Below are 26,367 nucleotides of genomic sequence, written 5' to 3' on the forward strand. Positions count from 1 at the left end.
CTCACGGCCGGCCCGTCCGCCCGCCGGCGAGCACACCCTCCGCCCATCGGGCCAGCCGGGTGCGCTCGATCTTGGAGTTGTGCCGCACGTCGGTGGGCAGGGCGTCGGTCACCAGCACCGCCGCGACCGGCACGTCGACCGCGGCGCGCACGCGCGCCGTGAGGTCGAGGTCGGCCAGCCCCGGCTTCGCCGCCGGCGGCTGCGTCTCGACGACGACCACGACGGCCTGCACGCCGCGCGGGCCGACGCCCACGGCCGCGGCGCGCGCGACGCCGTCCACACCCTCGACGCGGCGCTCGATCCCCACCGGGGTGAGCACGCCGTCGGGCGTGGTGACGACGTGCGCCAGGCGACCCTCGACCCACAGGCGACCCTCGTCGTCCAGGTGCCCGACGTCGCCGGTGCGGTGCCACCCGGCGTCACGGCGGGCGGCGCGGTGGGTCAGCCACAGCCGGTCGTACCGGGCCATGACGTGCGGTGCGCTGACCAGGATCTCCCCGGTGACCCCGACGTGGCGCCCCACCGGGCCGGTCGCCGCACCGCTGGGGTCGAGGGCGCTGATGGCGAGATCGGCCCCGGCGACCGGGCGCCCCACGCACACGCCCTCGCCCTGCCCGGCGGCGCGGATGCCGTCGAGCGAGATGTCGGTGATGGGCAGGGCCTCGGTCATGCCGTACGGCGTGTGCGGCTCCGCGGCGGGCATGAGCCGTCCGGCCGCGGCGAGCAGCTCGGGCGGCACCGGTGCACCGGCGGACAGGAACAGCCGCACCCCCGCGAGGGCACGCCGGCCCGCGTCGTCGAGGGTGTCGGCACCCGCGACGACGCTGGTCAGCGCGGCGGGCGAGGCGAAGACGACGGCCGCGTCGATCGCCGCGACGGCGTCGGCGAGCGCCGCCGCGGTGAGCGTCCGGGGGGCGGTGACGTCCATGTCCGGGCTCGCGCAGGTCGCGCCGAGCGCGGGTCCGAGCAGGGCGAACGGCGCGAAGGCCGCGACCAGAGCGGAGCCGGGGCCGATGCCGTAGGTCGCTCCGACGGCCCGCGCCATCGCTGCCAGGCGCGCATGGGTGTACGCGACGCCCTTGGCCGGCCCGGTGGAGCCCGACGTGAACAGGATGGCGGCGTCGTCGTCGGCGGCGGGCTCGGGCAGCGACGCGCCGTCGGCCTCGCGCGCCGCCCGGCCGCGGTCGGCGACCTCGACGAGTGTGCTCTCGACCCCCAGCGCCGCACGCGCGGCCGGGGCCAGCGATCCGGCGAGGACGCGCCGCGGCGCCCACCCCAGGGCCCGGGCGGCCGCGAGCGCCCGCGGGATGCCGATGACGACGTCCGGGCGCGCGCCCCGCACGGCCCGCGACAGCCCACGCAGCCCGAGGCCGGCGTCGGCAACCACGACGACCGCACCGATCCGCAGGCACGCGTAGAGGATCGCGGTGAGGTCGGCGCCGGGCGGGACGAGCAGGGCGACGCGGTGGCCGGGGCGCACGCCGTCGGCCACGAGGCCGTGGGCGATCTCGTCGACCCGGCGCGCGAGGAGCGACCAGGTGATGGTGCGCGGGCCGGTGCGGCCGGGTGGCGCCATCTCGACGAGCGCGACGCCGTCGTCGTCCCGGCGCTTCTCGAGCGCGTGCCACAGCGGGGCGAAGGGGGCCGTGGGAGGCGTGCGGGGCGCGACTCCGTCCGGGGCGCGGAGCTCGTCGGGCAGGACGGCGTCGGTCGGGACTGCGCTGGTCGTGGCGGCGTCGGTCGTGGCGGCGTCGGTCGTGGCGGCGTCGGTCGTGGCGGCGTCGGTCGTGGCGGCGTCGGTCGTGGCGGCGTCGGTCGTGGCGGCGTCGGTCGTCCGGACGGGGAACCGCTCGCCGAGCCAAGTCACGACCGCGCCCGCGACGTCGGCGTCCTGCGGCAGCAGGTGTCCCGCGCCCTCGAACCGGTGCACGTCCGCGTGCGGCAGGCGCTGGAGGAGGTCGGCGAGGAACTGCTCGCCGAACACCGGATCCCGCGGGCCCCAGAGCAGCAGGGCAGGCACCCGCAGCGTGGCGACCCCGGCGGCGAGCGCCTCGAGGGTTGGCCGGCTGGGGTGGTCCGCGTCGACCGGGATGTCGGCGACGAAGTCCCCGATCGCGTGGCGACGATCGGTCGTCCGGTACGGGGCGCGGAACGCCTCGCGGACGTCGGCGTCGAGCGGCGGGTGCGCGATCGCGAGCGTCGTCTCCAGGAAGGCCGGGGTCGTCACGGTGCTGGCCCGCAGGACTCCTGGCGTCATCGCGAGGCGCAGCGGGGCGGGGGTGCGGCCGTCGAGGTCCTGGTACACCGCGGTGTTGGTGAGCACGACGCCGGCGAGGAGGTCGGGGTGGGCGACGGCCCACCCGAGCGACACCGGGCCTCCCCAGTCGTGGCCGACGCTCACCACGGCGCCGGTGAGGTCGAGGGTGTCGGTCAGCGCGCCGAGGTCGGCGATGCGGTCGGCGAGGCGGTGCACGCGCCCGGTCCGGGCGGAGAAGCCCATGCCGAGCTGGTCGACGGCGACCACGCGCCACCCGGCTGCCGCACCGGCGCGGAGCAGGTCGCGCCACAGGTACGACCAGGTGGGGTTGCCGTGGACGCACAGCAGGGTGCCGCGCACGGGTCCGTCGACGTCGGCGCGGTTGTCCAGCACGTGCCAGGTGTCGACGGTCACGCCGACGTCGGCGCCGGCTGCGGACGTCGTCGCGGCGCGTGGGACGTCCACCAGGCGCGACCAGGCGGCGTCGAGCCCCGGGAGGTCGGCCGGGGGTGCTGCGCGGTCTGGACGGGGACGGGCGCCGCCGTCACCAGACGATCTCGGTGATCGCGGTGTTGAGCCCGGAGCCGACGCCCATGCAGAGCACCCGGTCGCCCGCGGAGAGCTCGTCGGCGGTCGCGGCGAGGGTGATCGGGACCGACGCCGGCCCGACGTTGCCGAGCGTGGGGAAGGTCAGGGGCACCGCACGGCGGTCGAGCCCGAGGGACTCGACGATGCGCTTGATGTGGACCGTGGACACCTGGTGCATGACGAAGCGGTCGATGCCGGACCAGCCCCACTCGGCCTCGGCCTCCTGGAACGCCTCCTGCACGAGCTCGAGCCCGCCCTCGAGGAGCCCGGTCGGGTCGGTCTGCATGCCGTCGATGCCGCCCACGCACAGGTTGTGGTGCTGCGTCGCGGCGCGGGCGACCCCGCCCAGCACCCGGTGCGCGCCGGGATGGTCGTCGACCGGCCCGAGGACCGCCGCGGCCGCACCGGACCCGAGGGTGAGGGTCGCGAACTCCCGCATGTAGTCCTCGCGCGTCGTCTCGGGACGGTTGAGCCGGGCGATCGTGGCCTCCTGCGTGGCCTGCGGGTCCTCGCCGTCGACGATGAGCGCGTAGCGGATCTGCCCGGAGTCGATCATCCCGGCGGCCAGGGTGAGCCCGTTGACGAACCCGAGGCACGCGTTGGTCACGTCGAAGTTGAGCGCCGACGGCGGCAGCCCGAGCCCGTCGTGCACCTTGGAGGCGACGGACGGCTCGAGGTGCGCGCGCGTGACCGAGGTGTTGATGAGCAGGCCGATGTCGGCCGCGTCCACCCCGGACTCGGCGAGCGCCTTGGCGCCGGCCGCGATGGCGGCGTCGTCGAACGCGGTCCCCGCGTCCCACCAGCGGCGCTCCCGGACGCCCGCGACGCGCTGCAGCAGCCCGCGCGGCAGCCTCAGCCGCCTCAGGGTACCGGCGAGCTCGTCGTCGAAGTGGGAGGACGGGACCACCACCGGGGCTTCGAGCCCGGTGACCGCGAGCAGCGCGGTGCCGGTGTGGCGGAAGGTGGCATTGCCGTTCACGTGCTGACCCGGTTTCTGCGATGAGCTGCGGACGCCGGTCCCTGTCGTCCGGCCGAGGCGGCCGACGGGTCCCGGTTCGGCCCTGCACCGCACGGGCCGGGTCGGAACCCTAGTTTGGCATCGCGCACCGCGTGCGTCGTCCGGAACGGCGTGAGGCTGCCCACGCCCGCGCCGCACGCCGCCCGCGCGGATGCGCGCGGGCGGCGTCGGTGCGCCGGCAGGTACCCGCTCAGAACCGTGCCCGGACGGCCTCGCCGTGCGCGGGAAGGTCCTCCGCGTCGGCGAGTGCGGTGATGCGGTCGCTGAGCTCCGCCAGGGCGTCGGCGTCGTACTCGACGACCTGCACGGCCTTGAGGAAGCTGTGCACGCCGAGCCCGCTCGCGAAGTGCGCGCAGCCGCCGGTGGGCAGGACGTGGTTGGACCCGGCCATGTAGTCCCCGAGGGACACCGGCGAGTAGGGCCCGACGAAGATCGCGCCCGCGTTCCGGATGCGGTCGGCCACACCGGACGCGTCGGCCGTCTGGATCTCCAGGTGCTCGGCCCCGTAGGCGTCGACCACCGCGATGCCGTGCTCGACGTCGTCGACCAGGACGACCGCGGACTGCCGCCCGGTCAGGGCGGTGCGCACCCGCTCCGCGTGGCGGGTGGCGGCGACGCGCTCCTCCAGCCGGTCCTCCACCGCGTCGGCCAGCTCGGGTGAGTCGGTCACCAGGACCGCGGCGGCGAGCGGGTCGTGCTCGGCCTGGCTGACCAGGTCGGCCGCGACGTGGGTGGGGTCGGCCCCGGCGTCGGCCAGGACGGCGATCTCGGTGGGCCCGGCCTCGGCGTCGATGCCGACGACGCCCCGGACGAGCCGCTTGGCCGCGGCCACGTAGACGTTCCCCGGTCCGGTGATGACGTCGACGGGCTCGCACAGCCACGGGCCGTCCACCGGCTCGGTGCCGGCGGCGCCGTACGCGAACATCGCCACGGCCTGCGCCCCGCCGACGGCGTACACCTCGTCGACCCCGAGCAGCGCGCACGCGGCGAGCACCGTGGGGTCGGGCAGCCCGCCGCGCTCGCGCTGGGGCGGGGACGCGACGGCGAGCGACGTGACACCCGCCTCCTGCGCGGCGACGACGTTCATGACGACCGACGACGGGTAGACCGCGATGCCGCCCGGCGCGTACAGGCCGACGCGCTCGACCGGGACCCAGCGCTGGCGCACCCGCCCGCCGGCCGCCAGCTCGACCTCGAGGTCGGCGGGGCGCTGGGCGGCGTGCACCGTCCGCACCCGGCGGATCGCCTCCTCGAGCGCCGCGCGGACCGTCGGGTCCAGATCGCTGAGCGCGGCGGCGAGCGCCTCCGCGGGGACGCGCAGGTGCTCGGGGCGGACGCCGTCGAACCGCTCCGCGAGGTCGCGCAGCGCGGCCGCGCCATGGGTCCGGACCGCCTCCAGCGTGGGGGCGACGAGGTGCGTCGCGGCGTCGACGTCGACCTCGGCGCGCAACAGCACCGCGCGCAGCTCACGGGGGTCATCCTGCGGCCACGCAGGTCCAGGCGGGTGATCACGCCCGACAGTCTAGGACCGCGGCCGGCGGGACCCCGGCCGACAGGCGACCGGCGACCGGCGACCGGCGTCCGACGTCTGGCGACCGGCGACCGGCGGCGTCCGGCGACCGGCGGCGACCGGCACCGGCCGACGGCGCGGCATGATGGGCGCATGGACTCCGTGCCGATCAGCGACGACGTCATCCGCCTCGGCCAGTTCCTCAAGCTGTCCGGCCTCGCCGACTCCGGCGCGCAGGCCCGTGAGCTGCTCGAGGACGGCGCCGTCACCGTCAACGGCGCGGACGAGACCCGCCGCGGACGCCAGCTGCGCCGCGGCGACGTCGTCATGGTGGACACGCCCAGCGGGTCGGTCAGCGCCACCGTCGCCTGACCCGCGCCCGGACCCTGTCCCGGGCTGGAACCGGGGCCGGGGCTGCCTCTCGATCCCGGCCCAGCCGGTCGGCTGGGCCGCGCGACCGCGCTGCACCGGACGCGGCGCGCAGCGACGCCCCGCGCCCGCTCCGCCGAGGCCGGGCGTCCCGGGCGGCGACGCCGCAGCCAGCAGCCGCCGTCCCGTGTTTCCGAAACGTTTGCCCCGGTCCCGCGACGCTTCCTAACGTGCCGTGCCGTTGCGCAAACGTTTACGTGCTCCACGACACAGCGGCTCCACCAGCCGAGGACGACGCAGGACGGAGGACGCCATGGCCACCATCCGCGACGTCGCCCGGTCCGCCGGCGTCTCCCCGGCGACCGTCTCACGTGTGGTCAACGGCGTCCCCGGCTTCTCCGCGGCCACCGAGCAGCGGGTGCGGGACGCGGTCCAGGAGCTGGGCTACGAGCCCGACACGCTCGCACGTGGCCTGAAGACCATGCAGACGTCCGTGATCGGGGTGCTCGCACCGATCGTCTCGGACGCTCTCGCCTCCGAGGTGATGAGCGGGGTCGAGAACGCCGCCCGGGTGCGCGGCTACTCGGTGATGCTCGGTCGTACCGGCTCGGGCTCGGAGCACGCCCCGGGGTACCTCCGCATGCTGCGGACGTACCGTGCGGCCGGGGTGGTGCTCATCTCGGCGGCGATCACCCCGACATGCGCCGCGTCGTCGGACCGAAGGTCCCGCTGATCTCGGTGGCCATCCGCGACGGCGCACGCTTCCCGAGCCTGGCGATCGACGACGAGCGCGCCGCCTTCGAGGCGACGCGGCACCTCCTGAAGCTGGGTCACCGGCGCATCGCCCTGCTCGCGGGCGACACCTCATCGGTGTTCGTCAACGCACCCCGTGAACGCGGGTACCTGCGGGCGATGGGCGAGGCCGACGCCCGGCCGCTGGTCGAGCACGGCAACTCGCTGTACGACAGCGCGCCGCCCGCGCTCGCCCGCCTGCTCTCCCGCGACCCCGACCTCACCGCCGTGTTCGCGCTCAGCGACGAGATGGGCGCGGCCGTGGTGAACGAGCTCCAGCGCCGGGGCCGCCGCGTCCCGGACGACGTCTCGGTCGTCGGGTTCGACAACACGCGCACCGCCCAGCACGTGCACCCGGCGCTGACCACCGTGGCGCAGCCGCTCGAGCGGATGGGCGAGCTCGCCGTGCAGTGCCTGCTCGAGACACGCAGCAGCAGCACGCGGGTGCTCCCCACCGGCTCGTCGAGCGGGGCACCACCGCCCCCGCCCGGTCCGTCCCCCCGTTACCGCCCCACCCCGACCGGGTCGCCACCCGGTCCAGCCAAGGAGAGAACGCATGAGGCAACGACGCCCGAACACCCGACTGCTGGTCGGCACGGCCATGCTCGCCGTCACCGCGCTGACGCTGACCGCGTGCGCAGGGGGCGGCGACGACGAGCCCGCGACGACCGGCGGCGGGGACACCGCCGCCGGAGAGCTGTCCGGTCGCGGCCCGATCACCTATGTCAGCAGCCCGGACGCGTCCGGTGCGGCGCAGGCCTCCATCGACGCCTGGAACGCCGAGCACCCGGACGAGCAGGTCGAGTGGATCGAGCTGCCCCTGGACGCGGACCAGCAGCGTCAGCAGATGGCGCAGAACGCCCAGATCGAGGGCGACGCGTACACCGTGCTCAACCTCGACGTCGTGTGGACGTCGGAGTTCGCCGCGAACCGCTGGATCACACCACTGCCCGAGGACGCCCTGCCGCTCGACGACCTCATCCCCGCGACGGTCGACGCGGCGACCTACCGGGACACCCTGTTCGCCGCCCCGTACTACACCGACGGGGCCCTGCTGTACTCGCGCACCGACCTGCTCACCGCGGCCGGGATCTCCGAGCCCCCGTCCACGTGGGCGGACGTCGAGACGGCGTGCGACGCCGTCCTCGCCCTGCCGGAGGCGGCCGGGATGTCGTGCTACGCGGGTCAGTTCGACAAGAACGAGGGGCTCACCGTCAACTTCAGCGAGGCCGTCGGCTCCGCCGAGGGCTCGCTGTTCACCGACGACGGTCAGCCGGACGTCGACACCCCGGAGGCCCTGACGGCGCTGCAGCACCTGGTCGACTGGTTCGACGCGGGGATCATCCCCGAGGAGGCGATCACGTACCAGGAGGAGCAGGGCCGTCAGGCCTTCCAGGACGGCCGCCTGGTCTTCCTGCGCAACTGGCCGTACGTGTACAACTCCTTCAACGCCGCGGACGGCTCCAGCAGCGTGGCCGGGAAGTTCGGCGTCTCGCCCACGCCCGGCGAGGACGGGCCCGGGGTGTCGACCCTGGGCGGTCGCAACATCGCGATCTCGAGCTTCGCGGAGAACCAGGAGACCGCGCTGGAGTTCATCCAGTTCTTCACCGGAGAGGAGCAGGAGCGCGAGCGCCTCGAGCTGAGCTCACGGGCACCGGTGTACTCCTCGTTCTTCGAGGACGACGCCGTCGTCGGGAAGTACCCGTACCTGCCGACGCTCCTCGAGTCCCTCGAGAACGCGCAGCCGCGCCCGCAGGTCGTGCAGTACGGCGCGACGACCGCCGCGATCCAGGACGAGGTGTACGCCGCCGTCACGGGTGAGAAGTCGCCCGAGGACGCGCTGGCCGACCTCCAGGAGACGCTCACCGGGATCGTCGGCGGCTGACCCGGCGCGGGTGGCCGCCGACCCCGGCGGCCACCCGGCCGGTCCCGCAGCACGTCCGACCCCGCCGATCCCCGCTGAGGCGAAGGACCCCCATGACCTCGATGCCCGTCACCCCGACGCTCACTCCGCCACGCGTCCGCACGAGCGTGCCCCGGGAGGGACGCACGGCGGCTGCGCTCCTGTCACCCACGTTCCTGGTGCTCGCGCTCGTCGTGCTGTACCCGCTGCTCTCCGCGTTCCACCAGTCGCTGTACAGCTCGCAGTCCGGCCTCGACGCGGACGGCTTCGTCGTCGAGGGGGACGTCTTCGTCGGCCTGCGCAACTACGTCGACATCTTCACCGGCGCCGGCAGCGACCGCTTCTACAACGCGCTGTGGAACACGACGTTCTTCACGTTCGTCTCCGTCGGCCTCGAGACGGTGATCGGCGTCGCCTTCGCGGTCGCGATGAACCGCGCCTTCCGCGGCCGGGCCTTCCTGCGTGCGGCGATCCTCGTGCCGTGGGCGATCCCGACCGCCGTGTCCGGTCTGCTGTGGCGCTGGATGTTCCAGGCGGAGGGCATCGTCAACGCGCTCTCCGGCCACCAGGTGCTGTGGACCGCCGAGGGGTTCATGTCCCAGGTCGCCGTGATCACCGCCGAGGTGTGGAAGACCGCGCCGTTCATCGGTCTGCTCGTCCTGGCCGGCATGCAGATCATCCCCGAGGAGATCTACGAGGCCGCCAAGCTCGACGGCGCCACCGCCTGGCGACGGTTCTGGTCGATCACGCTCCCGCTCGCCAAGCCCGCGCTGCTCGTGGCGGTGCTCTTCCGGCTGCTCGACGCGCTACGCATGTTCGATCTGCCGTTCGTGCTCATCGGCCCGCGCAAGTCCTCCGTGGAGACCCTGTCCATCCTGGCCTGGGACTCCTCGAACCAGCTGCAGTACGGGACCGCGTCGGCGTTCTCCATCGTGCTGGTCGCCTACGTGGCGGTCATCGCGTTCGTGTTCATCAAGCTGCTCGGGGCCGACGTCGTCGGCTCGGGCGACGAGGCGAAGCAGCGGCGGGCCGCGAGGGCCGCCCGCAAGGAAGGATCCCGATGACCACGATCGACCCCGTGGCCGGACGCACAGCCGGCCCCGGCGACACCGCCCGGGCGCCGGACGCCACCCGGACCACCCGGACCACCCGGCGGCGTAGCGGCGTGCTCGGCGCCGTCGGCCCCGTCGTCGCGGTCGTCGTCATCGCCGCGTACTGCCTCGCGCCGTTCTACTGGATGCTCGTGTCGAGCCTGCGGCGGACCAACGACATCTTCGACAACTCGCTGCTGCCGACCGCGTGGTCGCTCGAGAGCTACACGAAGGTGTTCTCCGGTTCGACCACGTTCGCCCGCGCCCTGCTCAACAGCCTCATCGTCGCCTCGACCACCACGGTGCTGGCGCTGGCACTGGGCATCTTCGCCGCGTACGCGATCGCACGCCTGAACTTCCGCTTCAAGACCGCGGTGCTCACGGTGATCATCGCGACGTCGATGTTCCCCGGGATCTCGGTCGTGGTGCCGCTGCTGCGCCTGTTCTCCGACATCGGGTGGATCAACACCTACCAGGCGATGATCGTGCCGAGCCTGTCCTTCGCGATCCCGCTGGCCGTCTGGAACCTCACCACGTTCATGAAGCAGCTGCCCTACGACCTGGAGCAGGCCGCGATGATCGACGGCTGCACGAAGTGGCAGGCCTTCCGCAAGATCCTCCTGCCGCTCGCCGCCCCCGGGGTCTTCACCACCGCGATCCTGACCTTCATCCACAGCTGGAACGAGTTCATCATCGCGCTCTCGATGGTGAACGACCCGGCCATCCAGACCGCCACGGTGGCCATCTCCAAGTTCACCGGCGCCAGCGAGTTCCAGGCACCGTACGGCGAGCAGATGGCGGCCGGCGTGATCGTCACGATCCCGCTGGTCGTCGCGGTGCTGCTGTTCCAGCGCCGCATCGTCGAGGGCCTCACCGCCGGGGCGACGAAGTGAGCGCCACGAGGCACGCGGACCGCGCGGACCGGTGGTGGCAGACCGCCGTCGTCCTCGAGGTGTACCCGCGGTCGTTCGCCGACTCGAACGGCGACGGCATCGGTGACCTGCGCGGGGTCATCGAGCGGCTGCCGTACCTGGAGTCCCTCGGCGTGGACGGGATCTGGCTGACGCCCTTCCAGCGGTCGCCCCAGGTCGACCAGGGGTACGACATCAGCGACCCGTGCGACGTCGACCCGATGTTCGGCACGCTCGCCGACCTCGACGAGCTCCTCGAGCGGGCCCACGCGGCCGGGATCCGGGTGCTGGTCGACCTCGTGCCCAACCACACGTCCGTCGCGCACCCCCTGTTCCAGGCGGCCGTCGCCGCCGGACCGGGATCCGCCGAGCGGGCGATGTTCCACGTCGCCCCCGACCGCGGGGACGGCCGGCCGCCGAACAACTGGGTCAGCGTCTTCGGCGGACCGGCGTGGAGCCGCATGTCGCCCGGGTCCGCCCGCGACACCGACTGGTACCTGCACCTGTTCTCCCCCGCGCAGCCGGACTGGAACTGGCGCAACCCCGCCGTCGGTGACATGTACGAGGACGTGCTGCGCTTCTGGCTCGACCGCGGCGTCGACGGCGTCCGGGTCGACGTCGCCCACGGCCTGTTCAAGGCGGAAGGGCTCCCGGACGCACCGGACGCCCCGACCGTGATCGACGGTCTGCGGGCGAACCCGCTCGCGGCGGACCAGGAGCCCGTGCACGACGTGTACCGGCGCTGGCGCCGGGTCACGGACGGCTACCGCCCGCCGCGCATGCTGGTCGGCGAGGTCAACCTCGACCCCGAGCGCGCCGGCCGCTACACGCGTCCGGACGAGATGCATCAGGCGTTCGCCTTCGCGTTCGCCCGACTCGGCTGGGAGCCGGCCGAGTGGCGCCGGGTCGGCGACGAGCTGGAGGCGGTCCGCCGCCGCTACGGGGCGCCGCCGACGTGGGCGCTGGAGAACCACGACCTCGTGCGCACGGCGACACGGCTGGGTGACGGCGAGCGCGGGCCGGCCCGCGCTCGGGCCGCGCTGGTCGCGCTGCTCGGCCTGCCCGGCGCGGTGTACGTCTACCAGGGCCAGGAGCTCGGGCTGCCGGAGGTCGACGTCCCCGTCGACGCACGTCAGGACCCGATGTGGGCGCGCGGCGGAGTGTCGCGCGACGGCGCCCGGGTGCCGATCCCGTGGACCGCAGCACCCGAGGGCGCGCACGGCTTCTCCCCGGGCCGGACGCCGCCGCACCGTGGCTGCCGGTCCCCCCAGGCTGGGGAGAGCGCGCCGTCGACGTCCAGGAGACCGACCCCGACTCGACGCTCACCCTGTTCCGCCGGGCCGTGCGGGTGCGCCGCGAGCTGCTCGCGTCGGGGGCGTTCGGCTCCTCGGAGGGCGGCACGTGGGACCTGTCCCCCGACGGCCTGCTCACCTGCCGGCGGGACGGTGGCGCCCTCGTCGCGGTCGCGATGGGCGAGGCCCCCGTGCCCCTGCCCGACGGCGACGTCGTGCTGGCGAGCGGTCCGGTCACCGGCGGGCTGCTCCCGCCCGACACGGCCGCGTGGATCCTCCCGCGCTGACAGCGGTCACCCCGCTCACCGCGGCGGCGTCGTGACCGCGGCGGCGTCGGCGACTGCGGCGGCGTCCTCGGGTCGGCGCGGGGGCCGGTGTGCGGCTCAGCGCACCGTGCCGAGGATCCGCGCGACCTGCAGGTGGAGCACCACGCGGAGCGGCTGCTCGCCGAGCACGCGGTAGCGGTCGGCGTACCGCTCGACCGCCTCGGCGATGTCGGCCGGGTCGTCCGACAGCGTGATGGTGCCCTCCAGGGTCATCCACCGCCGACCGTCGACCTGGCACAGGGCCGCCGGCAGCGGCCCGCCGTCGGGCCCGCCCCGGGCGATCCGGCGCGCCTTGACCGACGTGGACCGGGTGGTGATGCGGGCCCGCCCGCCCGCGGCGTCCCAGGTGAAGGCAACCGGGACGACGTGCGGGGTCCCGTCGCGGCGCACCGTGCTCAGCGTCGCGAGGTGGCGGTCGGTGACGAACGCGAGCTGGTCGGCGCTGAGCACGACCGGCCCGGGTGCCTCGACCCCAGGCGCCTCGACCCCGGGCTCCGTCACGCGGACGTCAGGCAGCTCGGGCCGAGCAGCGCCTTGAGGTCGCCGAAGAGCGCCGACGTGCGCTCGACCCGCAGCCCTTGGTCGAGCCGCATGACGGTGGCCTTGCCGGGGCTGGTGAGCTTGAGGTGCACCTCGGTGGTCCCGGGGTGGGTCGAGAGCACCTCGCGCAGCCGCTCGACCACCGGCGCGGTGCACCGTGCGACCGGCAGGGTGACCAGGACGGGCGCGTCGGCCGCCGCCGAGACGTCGGGCAGCGACACCTCGATGGCCTGGAGCTGCATGGAGTCGTCGCGGCGCCGGACCCGCCCGCGGACGACGACCACGGTGTCCTCCGCGAGGGCGGTCGAGTAGGCGAGGTACGTCTCGCCGAAGAACATGATCTCGACCGAGCCCTCCATGTCCTCCACGGTGACCGCGGCCCACGGGTTGCCCTGCTTGGACATCTTGCGCTGGAGCGACGTGATGAGGCCGGCGATGACGACCGTCGACCCGTCGGGCCGGGCCTCGTCGGCGAGCAGGGTCGCGATCGACACGTCGGCGGCCTGCGCGAGCACGTGCTCGAGCCCGGAGAGCGGGTGGTCGGAGACGTACAGGCCGAGCATCTCGCGCTCGAACGCGAGGCGCTGCTTCTTGTCCCAGTCCGGCAGGTCGGGCACCTGGACCGAGAACTCGACCTGGGCCTCCTCGCCGCCGAACCCGGCGAAGAGGTCGAACTGGCCCTCGGCCTCCTTGCGCTTGACGCCGATGACCGCGTCGACGGCCTGCTCGTGCACGAGCAGCAGGGCCCGGCGGGTGTGGCCGAGCGAGTCGAACGCGCCCGCCTTGATGAGCGACTCGATCGTCCGCTTGTTGCAGACCACCGCGGGCACCTTGTCGAGGAAGTCGGTGAACGACGTGAACGCCCCCTTGGCCTCGCGGGTCGCCACGATCGCGTCCACGACGTTGGCGCCCACGTTGCGCACCGCGGTGAGCCCGAAGCGGATGTCCACCCCGACGGCGGTGAAGTTCGCCGACGACGAGTTGACGTCCGGCGGCAGCACGGTGATGCCCATGCGACGGCACTCGTTGAGGTAGAGCGCCGACTTGTCCTTGTCGTCGCGCACCGAGGTGAGCAGCGCCGCCATGTACTCGGTCGGGTAGTTCGCCTTGAGGAAGGCGGTCCAGTAGGACACCACCCCGTACGCGGCGGAGTGCGCCTTGTTGAACGCGTAGTCGGAGAACGGCAGCAGGATGTCCCAGAGGGTCTGCACGGCGGCCATCGAGAAGCCGCGCTCGCGCATGCCGGCCGAGAAGCCCTCGAACTGCTTGTCCAGCTCGGACTTCTTCTTCTTGCCCATCGCGCGGCGCAGCAGGTCGGCCTGGCCGAGGGTGTACCCGGCGACCTTCTGCGCGATGGCCATGACCTGCTCCTGGTACACGATCAGCCCGTGCGTCGTGCCGAGGATCTCCTCGAGCGGCTCCTCGAGCTCGGGGTGGATCGGGTCCTTGGGCTGGACGCCGTTCTTGCGCAGCGCGTAGTTCGTGTGGGAGTTGGCCCCCATGGGACCCGGCCGGTAGAGGGCGCCGACCGCGGAGATGTCCTCGAAGTTGTCCGGGCGCATGAGCTTGAGCAGCGAGCGCATGCCGCCGCCGTCGAGCTGGAACACGCCCAGGGTGTCGCCCCGGCCGAGCAGCGCGTAGGTGGCCGGGTCGTCCAGCGGGAGCGTCTCGACCTCGATGCGCTCCTTGCCGTTCATGACGATGTTCGACAGGGCGTCGTCGAGGATCGTGAGGTTGCGCAGCCCCAGGAAGTCCATCTTGATCAGCCCGAGCCCCTCGCACGTGGGGTAGTCGAACTGCGTGATGATCGCGCCGTCCTGCTCGCGGCGCATGATCGGCACGATGTCGATGAGCGGCTCGCTCGACATGATGACGCCGGCCGCGTGCACGCCCCACTGGCGCTTGAGGTTCTCCAGGCCCTTGGCGGTCTCGACCACGCGCTGGGCATCAGGGTCGGCGGCGACCGCCTGCCGGAACTCCTCGGCCTCGCCGTACCGCTTGTCGGACGGGTCGAACACCCCGGACAGCGAGATGTCCTTGCCCATGATCGCCGGCGGCATGACCTTGGTGAGCTTCTCCCCCATCGCGAAGGGGTAGCCCAGCACGCGCGAGGAGTCCTTGAGGGCCTGCTTGGCCTTGATCGTGCCGTAGGTGACGATCTGTGCGACGCGGTCCTCGCCGTACTTCTCGGTGACGTACCGGATGACCTCGCCGCGGCGGCGCTCGTCGAAGTCGACGTCGAAGTCGGGCATGGACACGCGGTCGGGGTTGAGGAACCGCTCGAAGATCAGGCCGTGCTGCAGCGGGTCGAGGTCGGTGATCCGCATCGCGTAGGCGGCCATCGACCCGGCGCCCGAGCCTCGCCCGGGCCCGACGCGGATGCCGTTGTCCTTCGCCCAGTTGATGAAGTCCGCGACGACGAGGAAGTACCCCGGGAACCCCATCTGCGTGATGACGCCCGACTCGTACTCCGCCTGCTTGCGCACGGCGTCCGGGATCCCCCGGGTACCGCACGTGCAGCCCCTTCTCGACCTCCTTGATGAACCAGGACGTCTCGTCCTCGCCCTCGGGGGTCGGGTACCGCGGCATGTAGTTCGCGGCGGTGTTGAACTCGACCTCGCACTGCTCGGCGATGCGCAGCGTGTTGTCGCACGCCTCGGGCAGGTCGGCCCAGGTGCGGCGCATCTCCTCGGCGGACTTGAGGTAGAAGTCCTCGGCGTCGAACTTGAACCGCTTGGGGTCGGCGAGGGTCGAGCCGGACTGCACGCACAGGAGGACCTCGTGCGCCTGGTGGTCCTCCTTCTTCGTGTAGTGCAGGTCGTTCGTCGCGACCAGGGGCGCGTCGATCGCCTCGGCGACGCGCAGGAGGTCCTTGATGACGCGGGTCTCGATGTCGAGGCCGTGGTCCATGAGCTCGACGTAGAAGAAGTCCTTGCCGAAGACGTCCTGCATCTCGCCGGCGGCGCGCACCGCCTCGTCGAACTGCCCCAGCCGCAGCCGGGTCTGCACCTCGCCGGACGGGCACCCCGTGGAGGCGATGAGCCCCTTGCCGTAGGTCTGCAGCAGCTCGCGGTCCATGCGCGGCTTGTAGAAGTGCCCCTCGAGCGACGCGAGCGACGCCATCCGGAACAGGTTGTGCATGCCCTCGGTGTTCCGCGCCCACATCGTCATGTGGGTGTACGCGCCACCACCCGAGACGTCGTCCGACGCCTGGTGCGACTCGCCCCACTTCACGCGGGTGCGGTCGTGCCGGCTGGTCCCCGGGGTGAGGTACGCCTCGACCCCGATGATCGGCTTGATGCCGGCCGCCTTCGCCTTGGACCAGAAGTCGAACGCGCCGAAGACGAACCCGTGGTCGGTCGTCGCCATCGACGTCTGGCCGAGCCGCTGCGCCTCGGCGAACAGGTCGTTCAGCCGCGCCGCGCCGTCGAGCATCGAGTACTCGGTGTGCACGTGCAGGTGCGCGAAGTCCGTCGACGAGGCTGAGGGCATGGCGCCGATTCTAGGCGCCGGCACCCACACCCTCGTTGCGCGCGGACGCGTCGTCGGGCGTGACGCTCACCGCCCGCGCGGTGTCAGCGGCCCGCGTCCCGCACGGTCGCGAGCGCCGCGGCGAGGTCGTCGGGGTACTGGCTGGTCACCTCGAGGCGGCGGCCCGTCGCGGGGTGGTCGAACGCCAGCCGCATCGCGTGCAGCCACTGCCTGGTCAGCCCGGTGCGCTCGGCGAGCCGCGGGTCGGCGCCGTAGGTGAGGTCGCCGACGCAGGGGTGGCGCAGCGCGGAGAAGTGCACCCGGATCTGGTGCGTGCGACCGGTCTCGAGGTGCACCTCGACCAGGGAGGCCGCCGGCAGCATCTCGAGGACCCTGTAGTGGGTGACCGACGGCTTGCCGTCCGCGACGACGGCGAACTTCCAGTCCGAGCTGGGGTGCCGACCGATCGGGGCGTCGATGGTCCCCGTGGTCGGCTCCGGGTGGCCCTGGACGAGCGCGTGGTAGACCTTGTCGACCGTCCGCTCCTTGAACGCCCGCTTGAGCACCGTGTACGCGTGCTCGCTCTTGGCCACGACCATGAGCCCCGACGTGCCGACGTCCAGCCGGTGCACGACGCCCTGCCGCTCGGCGGCACCGGACGTGGAGATCCGGTAGCCCGCCGCGGCGAGCGCCCCCACCACCGTCGGACCGGTCCAGCCGGGCGAGCCGTGCGCCGCGACCCCGACGGGTTTGTCCACCACCACGACGTCGTCGTCGTCGTGCACGATCCGCATGCCGGGGACGGGCTCGGGCGGCGTCTGGTCGGCCGGGCGCGGCGGGTCGGGCAGGTCGACCTCGAGCCAGCCGCCCGGCACCAGCCGGTCGGACTTGCCGACCGCGGCGCCGTCCAGGCGCACACCGCCGGCCGCGGCGAGCTCGGCCGCGCGGGTCCGGGACAGCCCGAGCAGGCGCGCGATGGCGGCGTCGACTCGCTCGCCGGCCAGCCCGTCCGGGACCGGCATCGCGCGGGTCTCAGCCACGACGGGAATCCGTGGTGTCGCTCTCGCGGCTGCCGTCGAGGCCGATGCCGCGCAGCGCGAGCAGCATGATCAGCCCCGCGGCCGCGACGATCGCGATGTCCGCGACGTTGCCGACGAACAGGTCGCCGTACGCGATGAAGTCCACGACGTGCCCGCGGGCCGGGCCGGGGTCGCGGAAGAACCGGTCCACGAGGTTGCCCACCGCGCCACCGAGCAGCAGCCCGAGCGCCACGGCCCACGTGGCGGACCCGATCCGGCGGGACGCGCGGATCGTGAAGGCGACCACCCCGACCGCGACCAGCGTGAGCACCCACGTCATCCCGGTGGCGATCGACAGCGCCGCGCCGGGGTTGTACAGCAGGGTCAGCCCGAGCAGGTCCCCGACGAGGTCGGTGCGCCGGCCCTCGGTCAGGTTCGCCACCGCCCACACCTTGGTGACCTGGTCGACCGCGAGGACGACGACGGCGAGGACCGCGAGCAGCGTGAGCAGTCGGCGGCGCCGGGCGCGAGCGACGGGGGCGTGCCGTCCGTGGAGGTCTGGGCGCCGGGGGCAGGGTCGTGCGCGGGCACCGCGTCTGGGGTCGTGGACATCGCGGAAGAGTCTCGCACGGACGCCCGACCGGTCAGCGGCGCTCCTCGCGCTGCTTGCAGGTGACGCACAGCGTCGCCCGCGGGAACGCCTGCAGGCGCGCCTTGCCGACGGCCTTGCCGCACGACTCGCAGGTGCCGAACGTGCCCAGGCCGATGCGCGCCATGGCGTGACTGGTCTGGGTCAGCAGGTCGCGCGTGTTGTTGACGAGCGTGAGCTCGTGCTCGCGCTCGAGCGCGCTGGACCCGGAGTCGGCCTGGTCGTCCCCGGCGCCGTCACCGGAGTCGCGCAGCAGGTCCGAGAGGAGCTCGTCCGCGGCGGCGAGCTCGGCCGTGAGCCGCTCGACCTCCGCGGTCAGCTCGGTGGCGATCTCGCGGACCTCGGCCTCGGTCCACGGCTCCTCGGAGTCACGGACCGGGAAGCGACGGACGAGCTCGGCGAGGTCCGGCACGTCCGCCAGCGTCGTCGAGCTTGCGGCTTCGGGACTCACCACGAGCGCCCCCTCTGGTCGAAGTCACGCGAGACTAGGCCCCCTGCCCCGGACGCACAACACACCACGCCGGATCGCGCCGGCGTGGTGTGTCGGTGGACGGGTCGGTCAGCCTCTACGGCGCGGTCGGGGCACCGTCGGCTGTCGGCTTGGCCTGCGGGGAAGCGCGCTGCCCCGGTTGTCGAGATCACCGAGCAGGTTCTCCAGGTAGCTCTTCAGACGCGTGCGGTAGTCGCGCTCGAAGACGCGCAGCTCGTCGATCTTCCGCTCCAGGAGGCTGCGCTCCTGCTCGAGCTGGGAGAGGGTGCGCTGCGACGTCTGCTCCGCCTCCTCGACGATGCGGGTGCTCTGCGCCTTGGCCTCGGCCAGGAGGCGGTCACCCTCCTCCTGACCGTTGCGCACGTAGTCGTCGTGCAGCTTCTGCGCGAGCTGCAGCATGCCGGTCGCGGACTCGGGCTCGGTCGCGCGCGCAGGCGCAGCGGGAGCGGGCGCGGCGGGAGCGGTGGCCGCCGGAGCGGGCGCCGGCTCGGCGGCGGCTGCGGGCGCGGCCGGCTCGGTCGTCCCCTCGGCCGCGGAGGTCTGGGCCGCGCCGGCCCGGCTCAGCTCGGCGACCCGGCGCTCGGCGGCGGCGAGCTTGTTCTGCAGCTCGTCGTTCTCCCCCTGGACCGCACGGAGGGTGTTCACGACCTCGTCCAGGAAGTCGTCCACCTCGTCCTGGTCGTAGCCCTCGCGGAACTTCGTCGCCTGGAACTTCTTGTTCAGGACGTCGTCTGCGGTCAGCAGTGCCATCGGTGTCACCTCGGAGAGTGTGTGCGCTCGGGTCGTGCAGGTCGTGCGGGTCGTGCAGGTCGGACGGCGGTCCGGGGACCGCCCAGCGATCACCGTAGCGGAGTCCGCGCAGGGCCACTGGCCCGCGGCGGACCCCGCCGGCGGTCAGATCCGGACGAGGATCGACTGCAGGATGACGCAGATCACCACGAGGACGAGGAACGCCATGTCGAGCCGGATCGCGCCCAGGGTGAGCGGCGGGATGACCCGTCGCAGTGCACGCAGCGGAGGGTCCGTGACGGTGTAGACGGCCTCCGCCACGACCAGCGCCACGCCCCGCGGCCGCCATTCCCGCGCGAACACCTGCACCCAGTCGAAGACGACCCGGATGAACAGGACGAGCAGGAAGAGGTTGATGAGGAGGGCCGCCAGGGAGGCGATCGTTCGCACCGGCCGTCAGCTCTGGTTGTAGAACCCGGCGCGCATCTCGCCCGGCACGGCCTGCTCCTCGGCCGTCACCTCGACGTGCGCCGGCGAGAGCAGGAAGACCTTGTTCGTGACGCGCTCGATCGCGCCGTGCAGGCCGAAGATGAGCCCCGCCGAGAAGTCGACGAGGCGCTTGGCGTCGGCGTCGTCCATGTCGGACAGGTTCATGATCACGGGGGTGCCCTCGCGGAACGCCTCGCCGATCTTGCGGGCGTCGTTGTACGACCGCGGGTGCACGGTCGTGATGCGGCGCAGCTCGGCGTCCGGCGCGCTCGGCGCGGGCGCCGGGACCAGCGCGTGGCTGCCGTTGGCCCGGATCGGGGTCACCTGCGCCTCGTACTCCTGCGGCACATCGACCTCCAGCTCGTGGTACTCGTCGGCGAACTCCTCGCCCTGGTTCTCACCGCGCTCGTCGGCGAGACCGAGGTACAGCATCGTCTTGCGCAGTGCTCCGGCCATCGCCTCTTCCTCTCACAACCCTGATCGTCCTGCCGATGAACGCTAGCAACCGGCGGCGTCGCCGCCGCCGTCCGACACGCCCGCGTGCGGTGTGTCGCTCCGGACCACGCCGGCACACCGGCCCTGCGGTTCGCCGGACTCGACCGACCGCCGGTGCGAGAAGAACCGCAGGTCCTCGCGGGTGCACGCCCCCACGCTGAGCACGCGGTGCACCCCTGCGTCACGGAGCACCGCCTCGGCCCCCCGGGGCAGGTCGAGCGCGGGCGTGCCCCACGACGTCCGGGAGGCGACGTGGGGCACGACGTCGGCGACGGCGTCGCGCAGCTCGGCCGGCACCTCGTAGCACCGGCCGCAGATGGCCGGCCCGATCGCGGCGTGCAGCTCGGCCGCACGCGCGCCGCGCGCGACCATCCGCGCGACCGCCGCCTGCACGACGCCGTCGGCCAGCCCTCGCCGCCCGGCGTGCACCGCGGCGACGACGCCCGTGCCCGGATCGGCGAGGAGCACCGGGACGCAGTCTGCGACGACCACCGCGGCACCGGACCCCGGCCCCGCCACCACGGCGTCCGCCTCCGCCGACGGCTCGCCGTCGGGGCAACCCCCGAGCGGGCCGAGCGGGCCGGCCGGGCCGGGCGGGCCGGTGAGGTCGAGCACCGCGGTGCCGTGCACCTGGGTGACCCACCCCACGGGCCCCCGGCCCACCGCGCGAGCTCGCGTCGGCGGGCCAGGACGGCCTCGCGCGGCTCACCGACGCCGAGCCCGAGGTTGAGCCCGGGCCCGGCGTCGGCGGCACCGTCGGCGCGCCGCATGGTGAACCCGGCGCGCACGCCGGGCCCGAGGTCCACGCGGACGACGCCGCCCGCGCCCGCGGTGGCGAGCAGGCCCGCGGTGCCCGCGGCGCCCGACGTGCCCGAGCTCCCGGGACTCGCCGTCACGGCCTCCCTACTTGAGGAAGTCGGGGACGTCGAGGTCCTCGTCACGACGACGACGCTGCTCGTCCTCGAAAACCCGCGGCACCTCGAGCCCACCCGTCGACACGACCGTGTGCGGGTCGAAGGACAGGAACGACGGGACCGGCGTGCCGTTCGGCCCGGTCGGCACCGGCTGGGTCGGGGTGCGCTGGGCGGGCGCCTGCTCGACCGGGACGCTGGGGTTGTACTGCTGCTGCGCGTACCCGCCCTGGCCCTGGTTCTGCGGCGCCGCCGGGACGGACCCCGGGGGCGCCGGCGGGACCACACGCTGGCCGCCCGCCACCTGACCGACCCCGCGCGGGGTGCGCCGGGTCTCGGGGCCACCGCTGTCGAAGCCGGCCGCGATGACGGTGACCCGCACCTCATCGCCCAGGGCGTCGTCGATGACGGCACCGAAGATGATGTTGGCCTCGGGGTGCGCGGCCTCCTGCACGAGGCGCGCGGCCTCGTTGATCTCGAACAGGCCGAGGTCGCTGCCACCCTGTATCGACAGCAGCACGCCGTGCGCCCCGTCGATGCTCGCCTCGAGCAGCGGCGAGGAGATCGCGAGCTCGGCGGCCTGGACGGCTCTGTCGTCGCCCCGGGCGGACCCGATGCCCATGAGGGCGCTGCCCGCCCCCTGCATCACGGACTTGACGTCGGCGAAGTCGAGGTTGATCAGGCCGGGGGTGGTGATGAGGTCGGTGATGCCCTGCACACCGGAGAGCAGCACCTGGTCGGCGGAGTGGAACGCGTCCAGCACCGAGACCGAGCGGTCGGAGATCGACAGCAGGCGGTCGTTGGGGATGACGATGAGGGTGTCGACCTCGGCGCGCAGGTTGTCGATGCCGGAGTCGGCCTGCACGGTGCGCCGGCGACCCTCGAAGGTGAAGGGGCGGGTGACCACACCGATGGTCAGCGCACCGAGCGAGCGGGCGATGCGCGCGACGACGGGCGCGCCACCGGTGCCGGTGCCGCCACCCTCACCCGCGGTGACGAAGACCATGTCGGCGCCGCGCAGGACGTCCTCGATCTCCTCGGCGTGGTCCTCGGCGGCCTTCTTGCCGACCTCGGGGTCCGCGCCGGCACCGAGCCCACGCGTCAGCTCCCGGCCGACGTCGAGCTTGACGTCCGCGTCGGACATGAGGAGGGCCTGCGCGTCGGTGTTGATCGCGATGAACTCGACCCCCTTGAGGCCGACCTCGATCATGCGGTTGACGGCGTTGACGCCACCGCCTCCGATGCCGACCACCTTGATGACCGCCAGGTAGTTCTGCGGAGCTGCCACGTCTATGCCTCTCGTTGCCACGGGTAGTTCTCGTTCACGGGTCGTGCTGTGTCCGGTGCCAACCCTCACCCTCAACTAGAGGGTTAGAGTTATGTCAAGTAGTTCGAGCGGCGAGACCGTAGGCGCCAGGCCGGGACGGATCAACGACCGCGCCGCGCGTGTCGCCGACGGTCTTCGTCACACCGCGCGCATGGCCCCCGGGGCGACCGGCGACCGAGCGGTCAGCGGGTGATCGGCAGGGTCGGCGCGGAGACGTCGTACTCGCTCGCGTCCGCTGCCGCCGGGGCCGCACGGAGGGCTTGGAGCACCCGGATCTTCAGCGCCGCGTCCCCCGCGCTCCCCCACACGACCGTCTTGCCGTCGCGCAGCCCCATGCGGACGGTGTCCTGCGTCCGGGCCTCGATCGTCGCGACCTCCGCGGCGAGATCCGCCGGCAGCGCGTCGAGGATCGCCAGCACCGCGTCCAGGCTCCGGTTGCGGCCCTCGTCGACGACCGGCACCGACACGACCGGCAGCCCCTCGGGCGGCGTGGCCGTCCAGCCGACGCCGTAGCCCTCGACGTCGAGCAGGGTGAACCCGGGCGGCGTCGGGCCGCCGGGGCCGTCCGGGCCGGACCCCTGAGGGTCTGCGGCACCGCGGCGACCGGCTCGCGGGAGACCAGGGCGATCACGAGCCCGTGCGGCCAGATCCGCGTCACCTTGGCCTCGCGCACGCCGGGCACCTCGAGCACGCGGTCGCGCAGACCGACGGTGTCCAGCCGCGGCAGCGGGACGCCGTCCACCTCCGCGACGACGGCATGGACGTCGGCGACGTCGACCACCGTCCCCGAGCCGGTGACCTCGACCTCGGCTGCGTGGAGCGCGAGCACGGGCGACAGCAGCAGCAGCCAGCCGAGCGCGCCGACCAGCACGAGCACCGCGGCCACGAGGTACGCCTTGTGCCGTGCGAGGCGACGGCGCATCGCGATCCGCTCGGCGAACCGCGCGGCGGACCCGCTGGACACGACGGTCCGCGACGGCGACCGCTCCGGGACCCCGAGCGAGCGTCGACCCGCGGTGTACGTCGTCACCGCGTCCGAGGTGGCGGACGCCCGGGCGCTCCCGGGTGCCGTCGACGACGCGGGTGCGGTCGCGGTGCCGGGTGCTGTCGGTGCGCCGGCTGCCGTCGCGGTCGCGCCCGACGGCGTGTCGCCCCCGTCCGTGCCGGACGGCGCCCGGCCGGGGGCGGCTGGGTGAGCAGGCTCGGCGGGACGCGGAGGCGCGGCAGCGTCGACCGGTGCAGGAGGGTCGACCGGGTCGACCGACGCAGCCGGGTCGGTCCCCTCGGCGGGTGGCCGTGGCGGGGCGGGGCGGGGCGGCCGCGGGCGCGGCGGGGCAGGGCGGGATCGTCCGGCGCGCGGCACCGGGGTGCTCGGGCGGGTGGGCGGGGTCACCGGTCGTCCCGGTCCGGCAGGGCGTCGGCCAGCGCGGCGAGGACCACGGGACCGAGCTCGGTGACGTCCCCGGCGCCGACGGTGAGCACGAGGTCGCCGGGGCGGGCGAGGGCGGCGATCCGACGCGCCGCGGCCTGCCGGTCGGGGACGTGCTCGGCCGTCCCCGGCCGCGGCGCGAGGTCGGTGATCGACGCACCGGTGACCGCGGGGTCGGGGTCCTCGCGCGCGGCGTAGACGTCGGTCACCACGGCGACGTCGGCGAGGTCGAGCGCGGTCGCGAACTCGGCCGCGAAGGTCCGGGTGCGCGAGTACAGATGGGGCTGGAACAGCACGAGGACGCGGCCGTCCCCCGCGACCGGGCGCGCGGCGCGCAGCAGCGCGGCGACCTCGGTGGGGTGGTGGGCGTAGTCGTCGACGACGCGGACCCCACCGGCGGTCCCGCGCTCCTCGAACCGGCGTCCGGTCCCGCGGAACGCTGCCAGGCCGCGCCGGACGTCGCCCGGGGCGGCCCCGAGCAGCCGGGCCGCGGTCCAGGCGGCGGCGGCGTCGAGCGCGTTGTGCGCACCGGGGACCGCGAGGTCGAGGTCGACCTGCACCGCGGCGCCGTCGTCGCCGACGAGGGCGGGGTGCACCGTGCGCAGGGTCGCGGTGGAGCCGGCGCCCGCACCGGGGCGGTACCCGCTGACGACGACGTCCGCGCTCGGGTCCTCGCCGTAGCCGAGGGTGCGTACGCCGCGCGCCGCGAGCCGGGCGCCGGCCGCGGTCAGCAGCCGGCGCGAGCCCGGGTCGTCCGCGCAGGCGACGAGCGCGCCGCCGTCGGCGACGCGGTCGGCGAACTGCTCGAACGCGGCCTCGAACGCCTCGCGGGTGCCGTAGTGGTCGAGGTGGTCGGGCTCGACGTTCGTCACGACCGCGACGGTCGGGGTGTAGGCGAGGAAGGACCCGTCGGACTCGTCCGCCTCGGCGACGAACACGTCCCCGGCGCCGTGCCGCGCCCCGGCCAGTGGGCCGCTCGCGGGCGCACCGGCGCCGGTGTCGGCGGCGAGCACCGTCCCGCCGATCGCGTACGACGGTTCGGCCCCGGCGGCGAGCAGCGCGACGGCGACCATCGCCGACGTCGTCGTCTTGCCGTGCGCGCCCGCGACCGCCACCGAGCGCCGGTCGGCCATGAGCGCGGCGAGGGCGCCCGAGCGGTGCATCACGCGCAGCCCGGCGGCGCGGGCGGCGGCGAGCTCGGGGTTCGTCTCGCGCACCGCGCTCGAGACGACGACGGTGTCCGCACCGCGCACGTGGGCGGCGTCGTGCCCCACGTGCACGACGACGCCCGCGTCGCGCAGCGCGCCGACGACGGCGCTGTCCCGCGCGTCGGAGCCGCTCACCGTGAGCCCGCGGGCGGCGAGCAGGGCCGCGATCGCGGACATGCCGGCGCCACCGATGCCGACGAGGTGGACCCGGCCGAGTGCCGCGACGGCGTCGGGTGCCCCGTCGGTGGCCGGCGCGCCGTCGGGTCGCGTGGTCGGCCGCGCGGCGCTCATCGCCGGCCCCCGGTGCGTGCGGCGCGCGCCACGAGGTCGGCGACCCGGGCGGCGCCGTCGACAGTCCCCGCGACGGCCGCGGCGCGGCCCATCGCGGCCAGACGGCCCGGGTCGGCGAGCAGCGGCAGCAGCTCCCCGCGCAGCCAGGCCGGGGTGAGCTCCTCGTCGGGGACCAGGAGACCACCGCCGGCGGCGACGAGCGGGGCGGCGTTGAGCCGCTGCTCCTCGTTGCCGATCGGCAGCGGGACGTAGACGGCCGGCAGGCCGAGCGCGGCCAGCTCGCAGACGGTCGCGGCGCCGGACCGGCACACGACGAGGTCGGCGACGGCGTAGGCGAGCTCCATCTCGCCGAGGTACTCGCGCAGGTGGTAGTGCTCCGCGGCCGGCCCGGACGGCAGGGCGGCACGCACGGCGTCGGCCTTGCCGGCCCCGGTCAGGTGCAGCACCTGGACACCGGTCGCGAGGAGGTCCCCGGCGACCGTGGCGACCGCGGCGTTGAGCCGGACGGCACCCGACGAGCCACCGGTCACCAGGACGGTGCGGCGCGTGGGGTCCAGCCCGAGCGTGGTGGCGGCCTCGCGCCGGGTCGCGTCCGCGTCGGCGGTCCGGCGTCCGGCGAGCGCCGCGACCGCCGCCCGCAGCGGCATGCCCACCACGTGCGCCCCGGGCAGCGGGGTCCCGGGGAACGCGACGCCGACCTCGGCCGCCCACCGGGCACCGAGCCGGTTCGCCAGGCCGGGGCGGGCGTTGGCCTCGTGGACGACGACGGGCACGCCGCGGCGCCGCGCGGCGAGGTACGCCGGGGTCGACACGTAGCCGCCGAAGCCGACGACGACCTGGGCGCCGGTGCGGTCGATCGCGTCACCGGCGGCGCGCACCGCGGCGGCCAGCCGGCCCGGGAGCCGCAGCAGGTCCGGTGACGGACGGCGGGGCAGCGGCACCCGCGGCACGAGCTCGAGCGGCAGCCCGTGCTCGGGCACCAGACGCGCCTCGAGCCCGGTCGACGTGCCGAGCACGGTGAGCGTCGTGGCCGGGTCCCGGCGCCGCAGCTCCTCGGCCACGGCGAGCAGGGGGTTGACGTGACCGGCCGTGCCGCCGCCGGCGAGCAGGACCGAGCGCAGCCCGGACGTGGGTGTCGCCGTCATCGGCGCGCCCCCGGGTGCGGCCGAGGACGGCGAGGGACCGGCGCACCACGCCCGGGCGGGCCGCGAGCGCCTCGGCGGCGCCCGGCTCCTGGCGCGCGAAGGAGATGAGGACGCCGA

21 protein-coding genes and 4 pseudogenes are annotated in these 26,367 nt (G+C 74.3%); 8 read left to right on the forward strand and 17 right to left on the reverse strand.

Going from position 1 to position 26,367, the window contains the following annotated elements; genetic code table 11:
* Position 1: 1 nt before the first annotated feature.
* The 3 genes and pseudogenes from REH70_RS13930 to hisD form a co-directional block, all read right to left on the reverse strand.
* Positions 2–2,722: an alpha/beta fold hydrolase gene (locus tag REH70_RS13930; protein ID WP_310748095.1), complete on the reverse strand. Its 2,721-nt coding sequence runs from the start codon at positions 2,720–2,722 to the stop codon at positions 2–4.
* Positions 2,723–2,801: 79 nt separating this feature from the next.
* On the reverse strand, positions 2,802–3,824 hold the full coding sequence (locus REH70_RS13935; RefSeq protein ID WP_310748097.1) for a 3-oxoacyl-ACP synthase III: 1,023 nt from the start codon (positions 3,822–3,824) through the stop codon (positions 2,802–2,804).
* 229 nt (positions 3,825–4,053) lie between these two features.
* A pseudogene (gene hisD / locus REH70_RS13940) lies at positions 4,054–5,375 on the reverse strand (histidinol dehydrogenase).
* A 151-nt stretch (positions 5,376–5,526) separates the two neighbouring features.
* Between hisD and REH70_RS13945 the strand changes: the two are divergent.
* From REH70_RS13945 to REH70_RS13975, 7 genes and pseudogenes are all read left to right on the forward strand, one after another.
* Positions 5,527–5,745 carry an RNA-binding S4 domain-containing protein gene (locus tag REH70_RS13945; RefSeq protein WP_310748099.1) on the forward strand — a complete coding sequence of 73 codons (219 nt, stop codon included), beginning with the start codon at positions 5,527–5,529 and terminating at the stop codon, positions 5,743–5,745.
* A 310-nt stretch (positions 5,746–6,055) separates the two neighbouring features.
* Positions 6,056–6,475, forward strand: coding sequence for a LacI family DNA-binding transcriptional regulator (locus tag REH70_RS13950; protein WP_310748102.1), 420 nt, complete (start codon positions 6,056–6,058; stop codon positions 6,473–6,475).
* A pseudogene (locus REH70_RS13955) lies at positions 6,442–6,900 on the forward strand (substrate-binding domain-containing protein); the annotation flags it as partial. The gene REH70_RS13950 and the pseudogene REH70_RS13955, both read left to right, overlap by 34 nt.
* 190 nt (positions 6,901–7,090) lie before the next feature.
* Complete coding sequence (locus tag REH70_RS13960; protein WP_310748105.1) at positions 7,091–8,419, forward strand: ABC transporter substrate-binding protein; 1,329 nt, start codon at positions 7,091–7,093, stop codon at positions 8,417–8,419.
* Between the two features lie 92 nt (positions 8,420–8,511).
* The gene (locus REH70_RS13965) at positions 8,512–9,501 is read left to right on the forward strand and encodes a sugar ABC transporter permease (RefSeq protein ID WP_310748107.1); all 990 of its coding nucleotides are present in this window, start codon (positions 8,512–8,514) and stop codon (positions 9,499–9,501) included.
* Positions 9,498–10,421: a carbohydrate ABC transporter permease gene (locus tag REH70_RS13970; protein WP_310748110.1), complete on the forward strand. Its 924-nt coding sequence runs from the start codon at positions 9,498–9,500 to the stop codon at positions 10,419–10,421. Before REH70_RS13965 ends, REH70_RS13970 begins: the two co-directional genes overlap by 4 nt.
* Positions 10,418–12,193, forward strand: a complete 1,776-nt coding sequence (locus tag REH70_RS13975; protein WP_310748112.1) for an alpha-amylase family glycosyl hydrolase — start codon at positions 10,418–10,420, stop codon at positions 12,191–12,193. Before REH70_RS13970 ends, REH70_RS13975 begins: the two co-directional genes overlap by 4 nt.
* Here the strand turns inward: REH70_RS13975 and REH70_RS13980 are convergent.
* The 12 genes and pseudogenes from REH70_RS13980 to REH70_RS14035 all read right to left on the reverse strand — a co-directional run.
* Positions 12,115–12,558: a pyridoxamine 5'-phosphate oxidase family protein gene (locus REH70_RS13980; RefSeq protein WP_310748115.1), complete on the reverse strand. Its 444-nt coding sequence runs from the start codon at positions 12,556–12,558 to the stop codon at positions 12,115–12,117. The two genes, REH70_RS13975 and REH70_RS13980, sit on opposite strands and share 79 nt — an antisense overlap.
* Positions 12,555–16,089, reverse strand: a pseudogene (gene dnaE / locus REH70_RS13985) (DNA polymerase III subunit alpha). The gene REH70_RS13980 and the pseudogene dnaE overlap by 4 nt, the downstream one beginning before the upstream one ends.
* 83 nt (positions 16,090–16,172) lie before the next feature.
* Positions 16,173–17,090 carry an RluA family pseudouridine synthase gene (locus REH70_RS13990; protein WP_396134756.1) on the reverse strand — a complete coding sequence of 306 codons (918 nt, stop codon included), beginning with the start codon at positions 17,088–17,090 and terminating at the stop codon, positions 16,173–16,175.
* A 10-nt stretch (positions 17,091–17,100) separates the two neighbouring features.
* Complete coding sequence (locus tag REH70_RS13995) at positions 17,101–17,529, reverse strand: signal peptidase II (protein WP_396134538.1); 429 nt, start codon at positions 17,527–17,529, stop codon at positions 17,101–17,103.
* A gap of 202 nt (positions 17,530–17,731) precedes the next feature.
* A complete protein-coding gene (locus REH70_RS14000) occupies positions 17,732–18,187 on the reverse strand; it encodes a TraR/DksA C4-type zinc finger protein (RefSeq protein WP_310748120.1) in 456 nt (151 codons plus the stop codon).
* Between the two features lie 108 nt (positions 18,188–18,295).
* Positions 18,296–18,976 (reverse strand): DivIVA domain-containing protein, encoded by a 681-nt coding sequence (locus REH70_RS14005; protein WP_310748123.1) that lies wholly within the window; start codon positions 18,974–18,976, stop codon positions 18,296–18,298.
* A gap of 144 nt (positions 18,977–19,120) precedes the next feature.
* The gene (locus REH70_RS14010; protein ID WP_310748126.1) at positions 19,121–19,405 is read right to left on the reverse strand and encodes a YggT family protein; all 285 of its coding nucleotides are present in this window, start codon (positions 19,403–19,405) and stop codon (positions 19,121–19,123) included.
* Between the two features lie 6 nt (positions 19,406–19,411).
* Positions 19,412–19,900 (reverse strand): cell division protein SepF, encoded by a 489-nt coding sequence (locus tag REH70_RS14015; RefSeq protein WP_310748129.1) that lies wholly within the window; start codon positions 19,898–19,900, stop codon positions 19,412–19,414.
* Between the two features lie 42 nt (positions 19,901–19,942).
* The gene (locus REH70_RS14020; protein ID WP_310748132.1) at positions 19,943–20,587 is read right to left on the reverse strand and encodes a polyphenol oxidase family protein; all 645 of its coding nucleotides are present in this window, start codon (positions 20,585–20,587) and stop codon (positions 19,943–19,945) included.
* Positions 20,588–20,842: 255 nt separating this feature from the next.
* The gene (gene ftsZ, locus REH70_RS14025; protein WP_310748135.1) at positions 20,843–22,138 is read right to left on the reverse strand and encodes a cell division protein FtsZ; all 1,296 of its coding nucleotides are present in this window, start codon (positions 22,136–22,138) and stop codon (positions 20,843–20,845) included.
* A 221-nt stretch (positions 22,139–22,359) separates the two neighbouring features.
* Positions 22,360–22,824, reverse strand: coding sequence for a cell division protein FtsQ/DivIB (locus REH70_RS14030; protein WP_310754307.1), 465 nt, complete (start codon positions 22,822–22,824; stop codon positions 22,360–22,362).
* Between the two features lie 29 nt (positions 22,825–22,853).
* Positions 22,854–23,099: pseudogene (locus REH70_RS14035) on the reverse strand (peptidase S9); the annotation flags it as partial.
* Positions 23,100–23,193: 94 nt separating this feature from the next.
* On the opposite strand from REH70_RS14035, the gene REH70_RS14040 reads away from it, so the two are divergent.
* Positions 23,194–23,373, forward strand: a complete 180-nt coding sequence (locus tag REH70_RS14040; protein ID WP_310748138.1) for a hypothetical protein — start codon at positions 23,194–23,196, stop codon at positions 23,371–23,373.
* Between the two features lie 193 nt (positions 23,374–23,566).
* Here REH70_RS14040 and murC read toward each other — a convergent pair whose 3' ends face one another.
* Together murC and murG are read right to left on the reverse strand one after the other, a co-directional pair.
* Positions 23,567–25,105 carry a UDP-N-acetylmuramate--L-alanine ligase gene (gene murC, locus REH70_RS14045; RefSeq protein ID WP_396134539.1) on the reverse strand — a complete coding sequence of 513 codons (1,539 nt, stop codon included), beginning with the start codon at positions 25,103–25,105 and terminating at the stop codon, positions 23,567–23,569.
* On the reverse strand, positions 25,102–26,250 hold the full coding sequence (gene murG / locus REH70_RS14050; protein WP_310748141.1) for an undecaprenyldiphospho-muramoylpentapeptide beta-N-acetylglucosaminyltransferase: 1,149 nt from the start codon (positions 26,248–26,250) through the stop codon (positions 25,102–25,104). Before murG ends, murC begins: the two co-directional genes overlap by 4 nt.
* Positions 26,251–26,367 lie beyond the last annotated feature (117 nt).

It is taken from the genome of Cellulomonas sp. ATA003, assembly GCF_031582905.1.
Classification (GTDB): domain Bacteria; phylum Actinomycetota; class Actinomycetes; order Actinomycetales; family Cellulomonadaceae; genus Pengzhenrongella.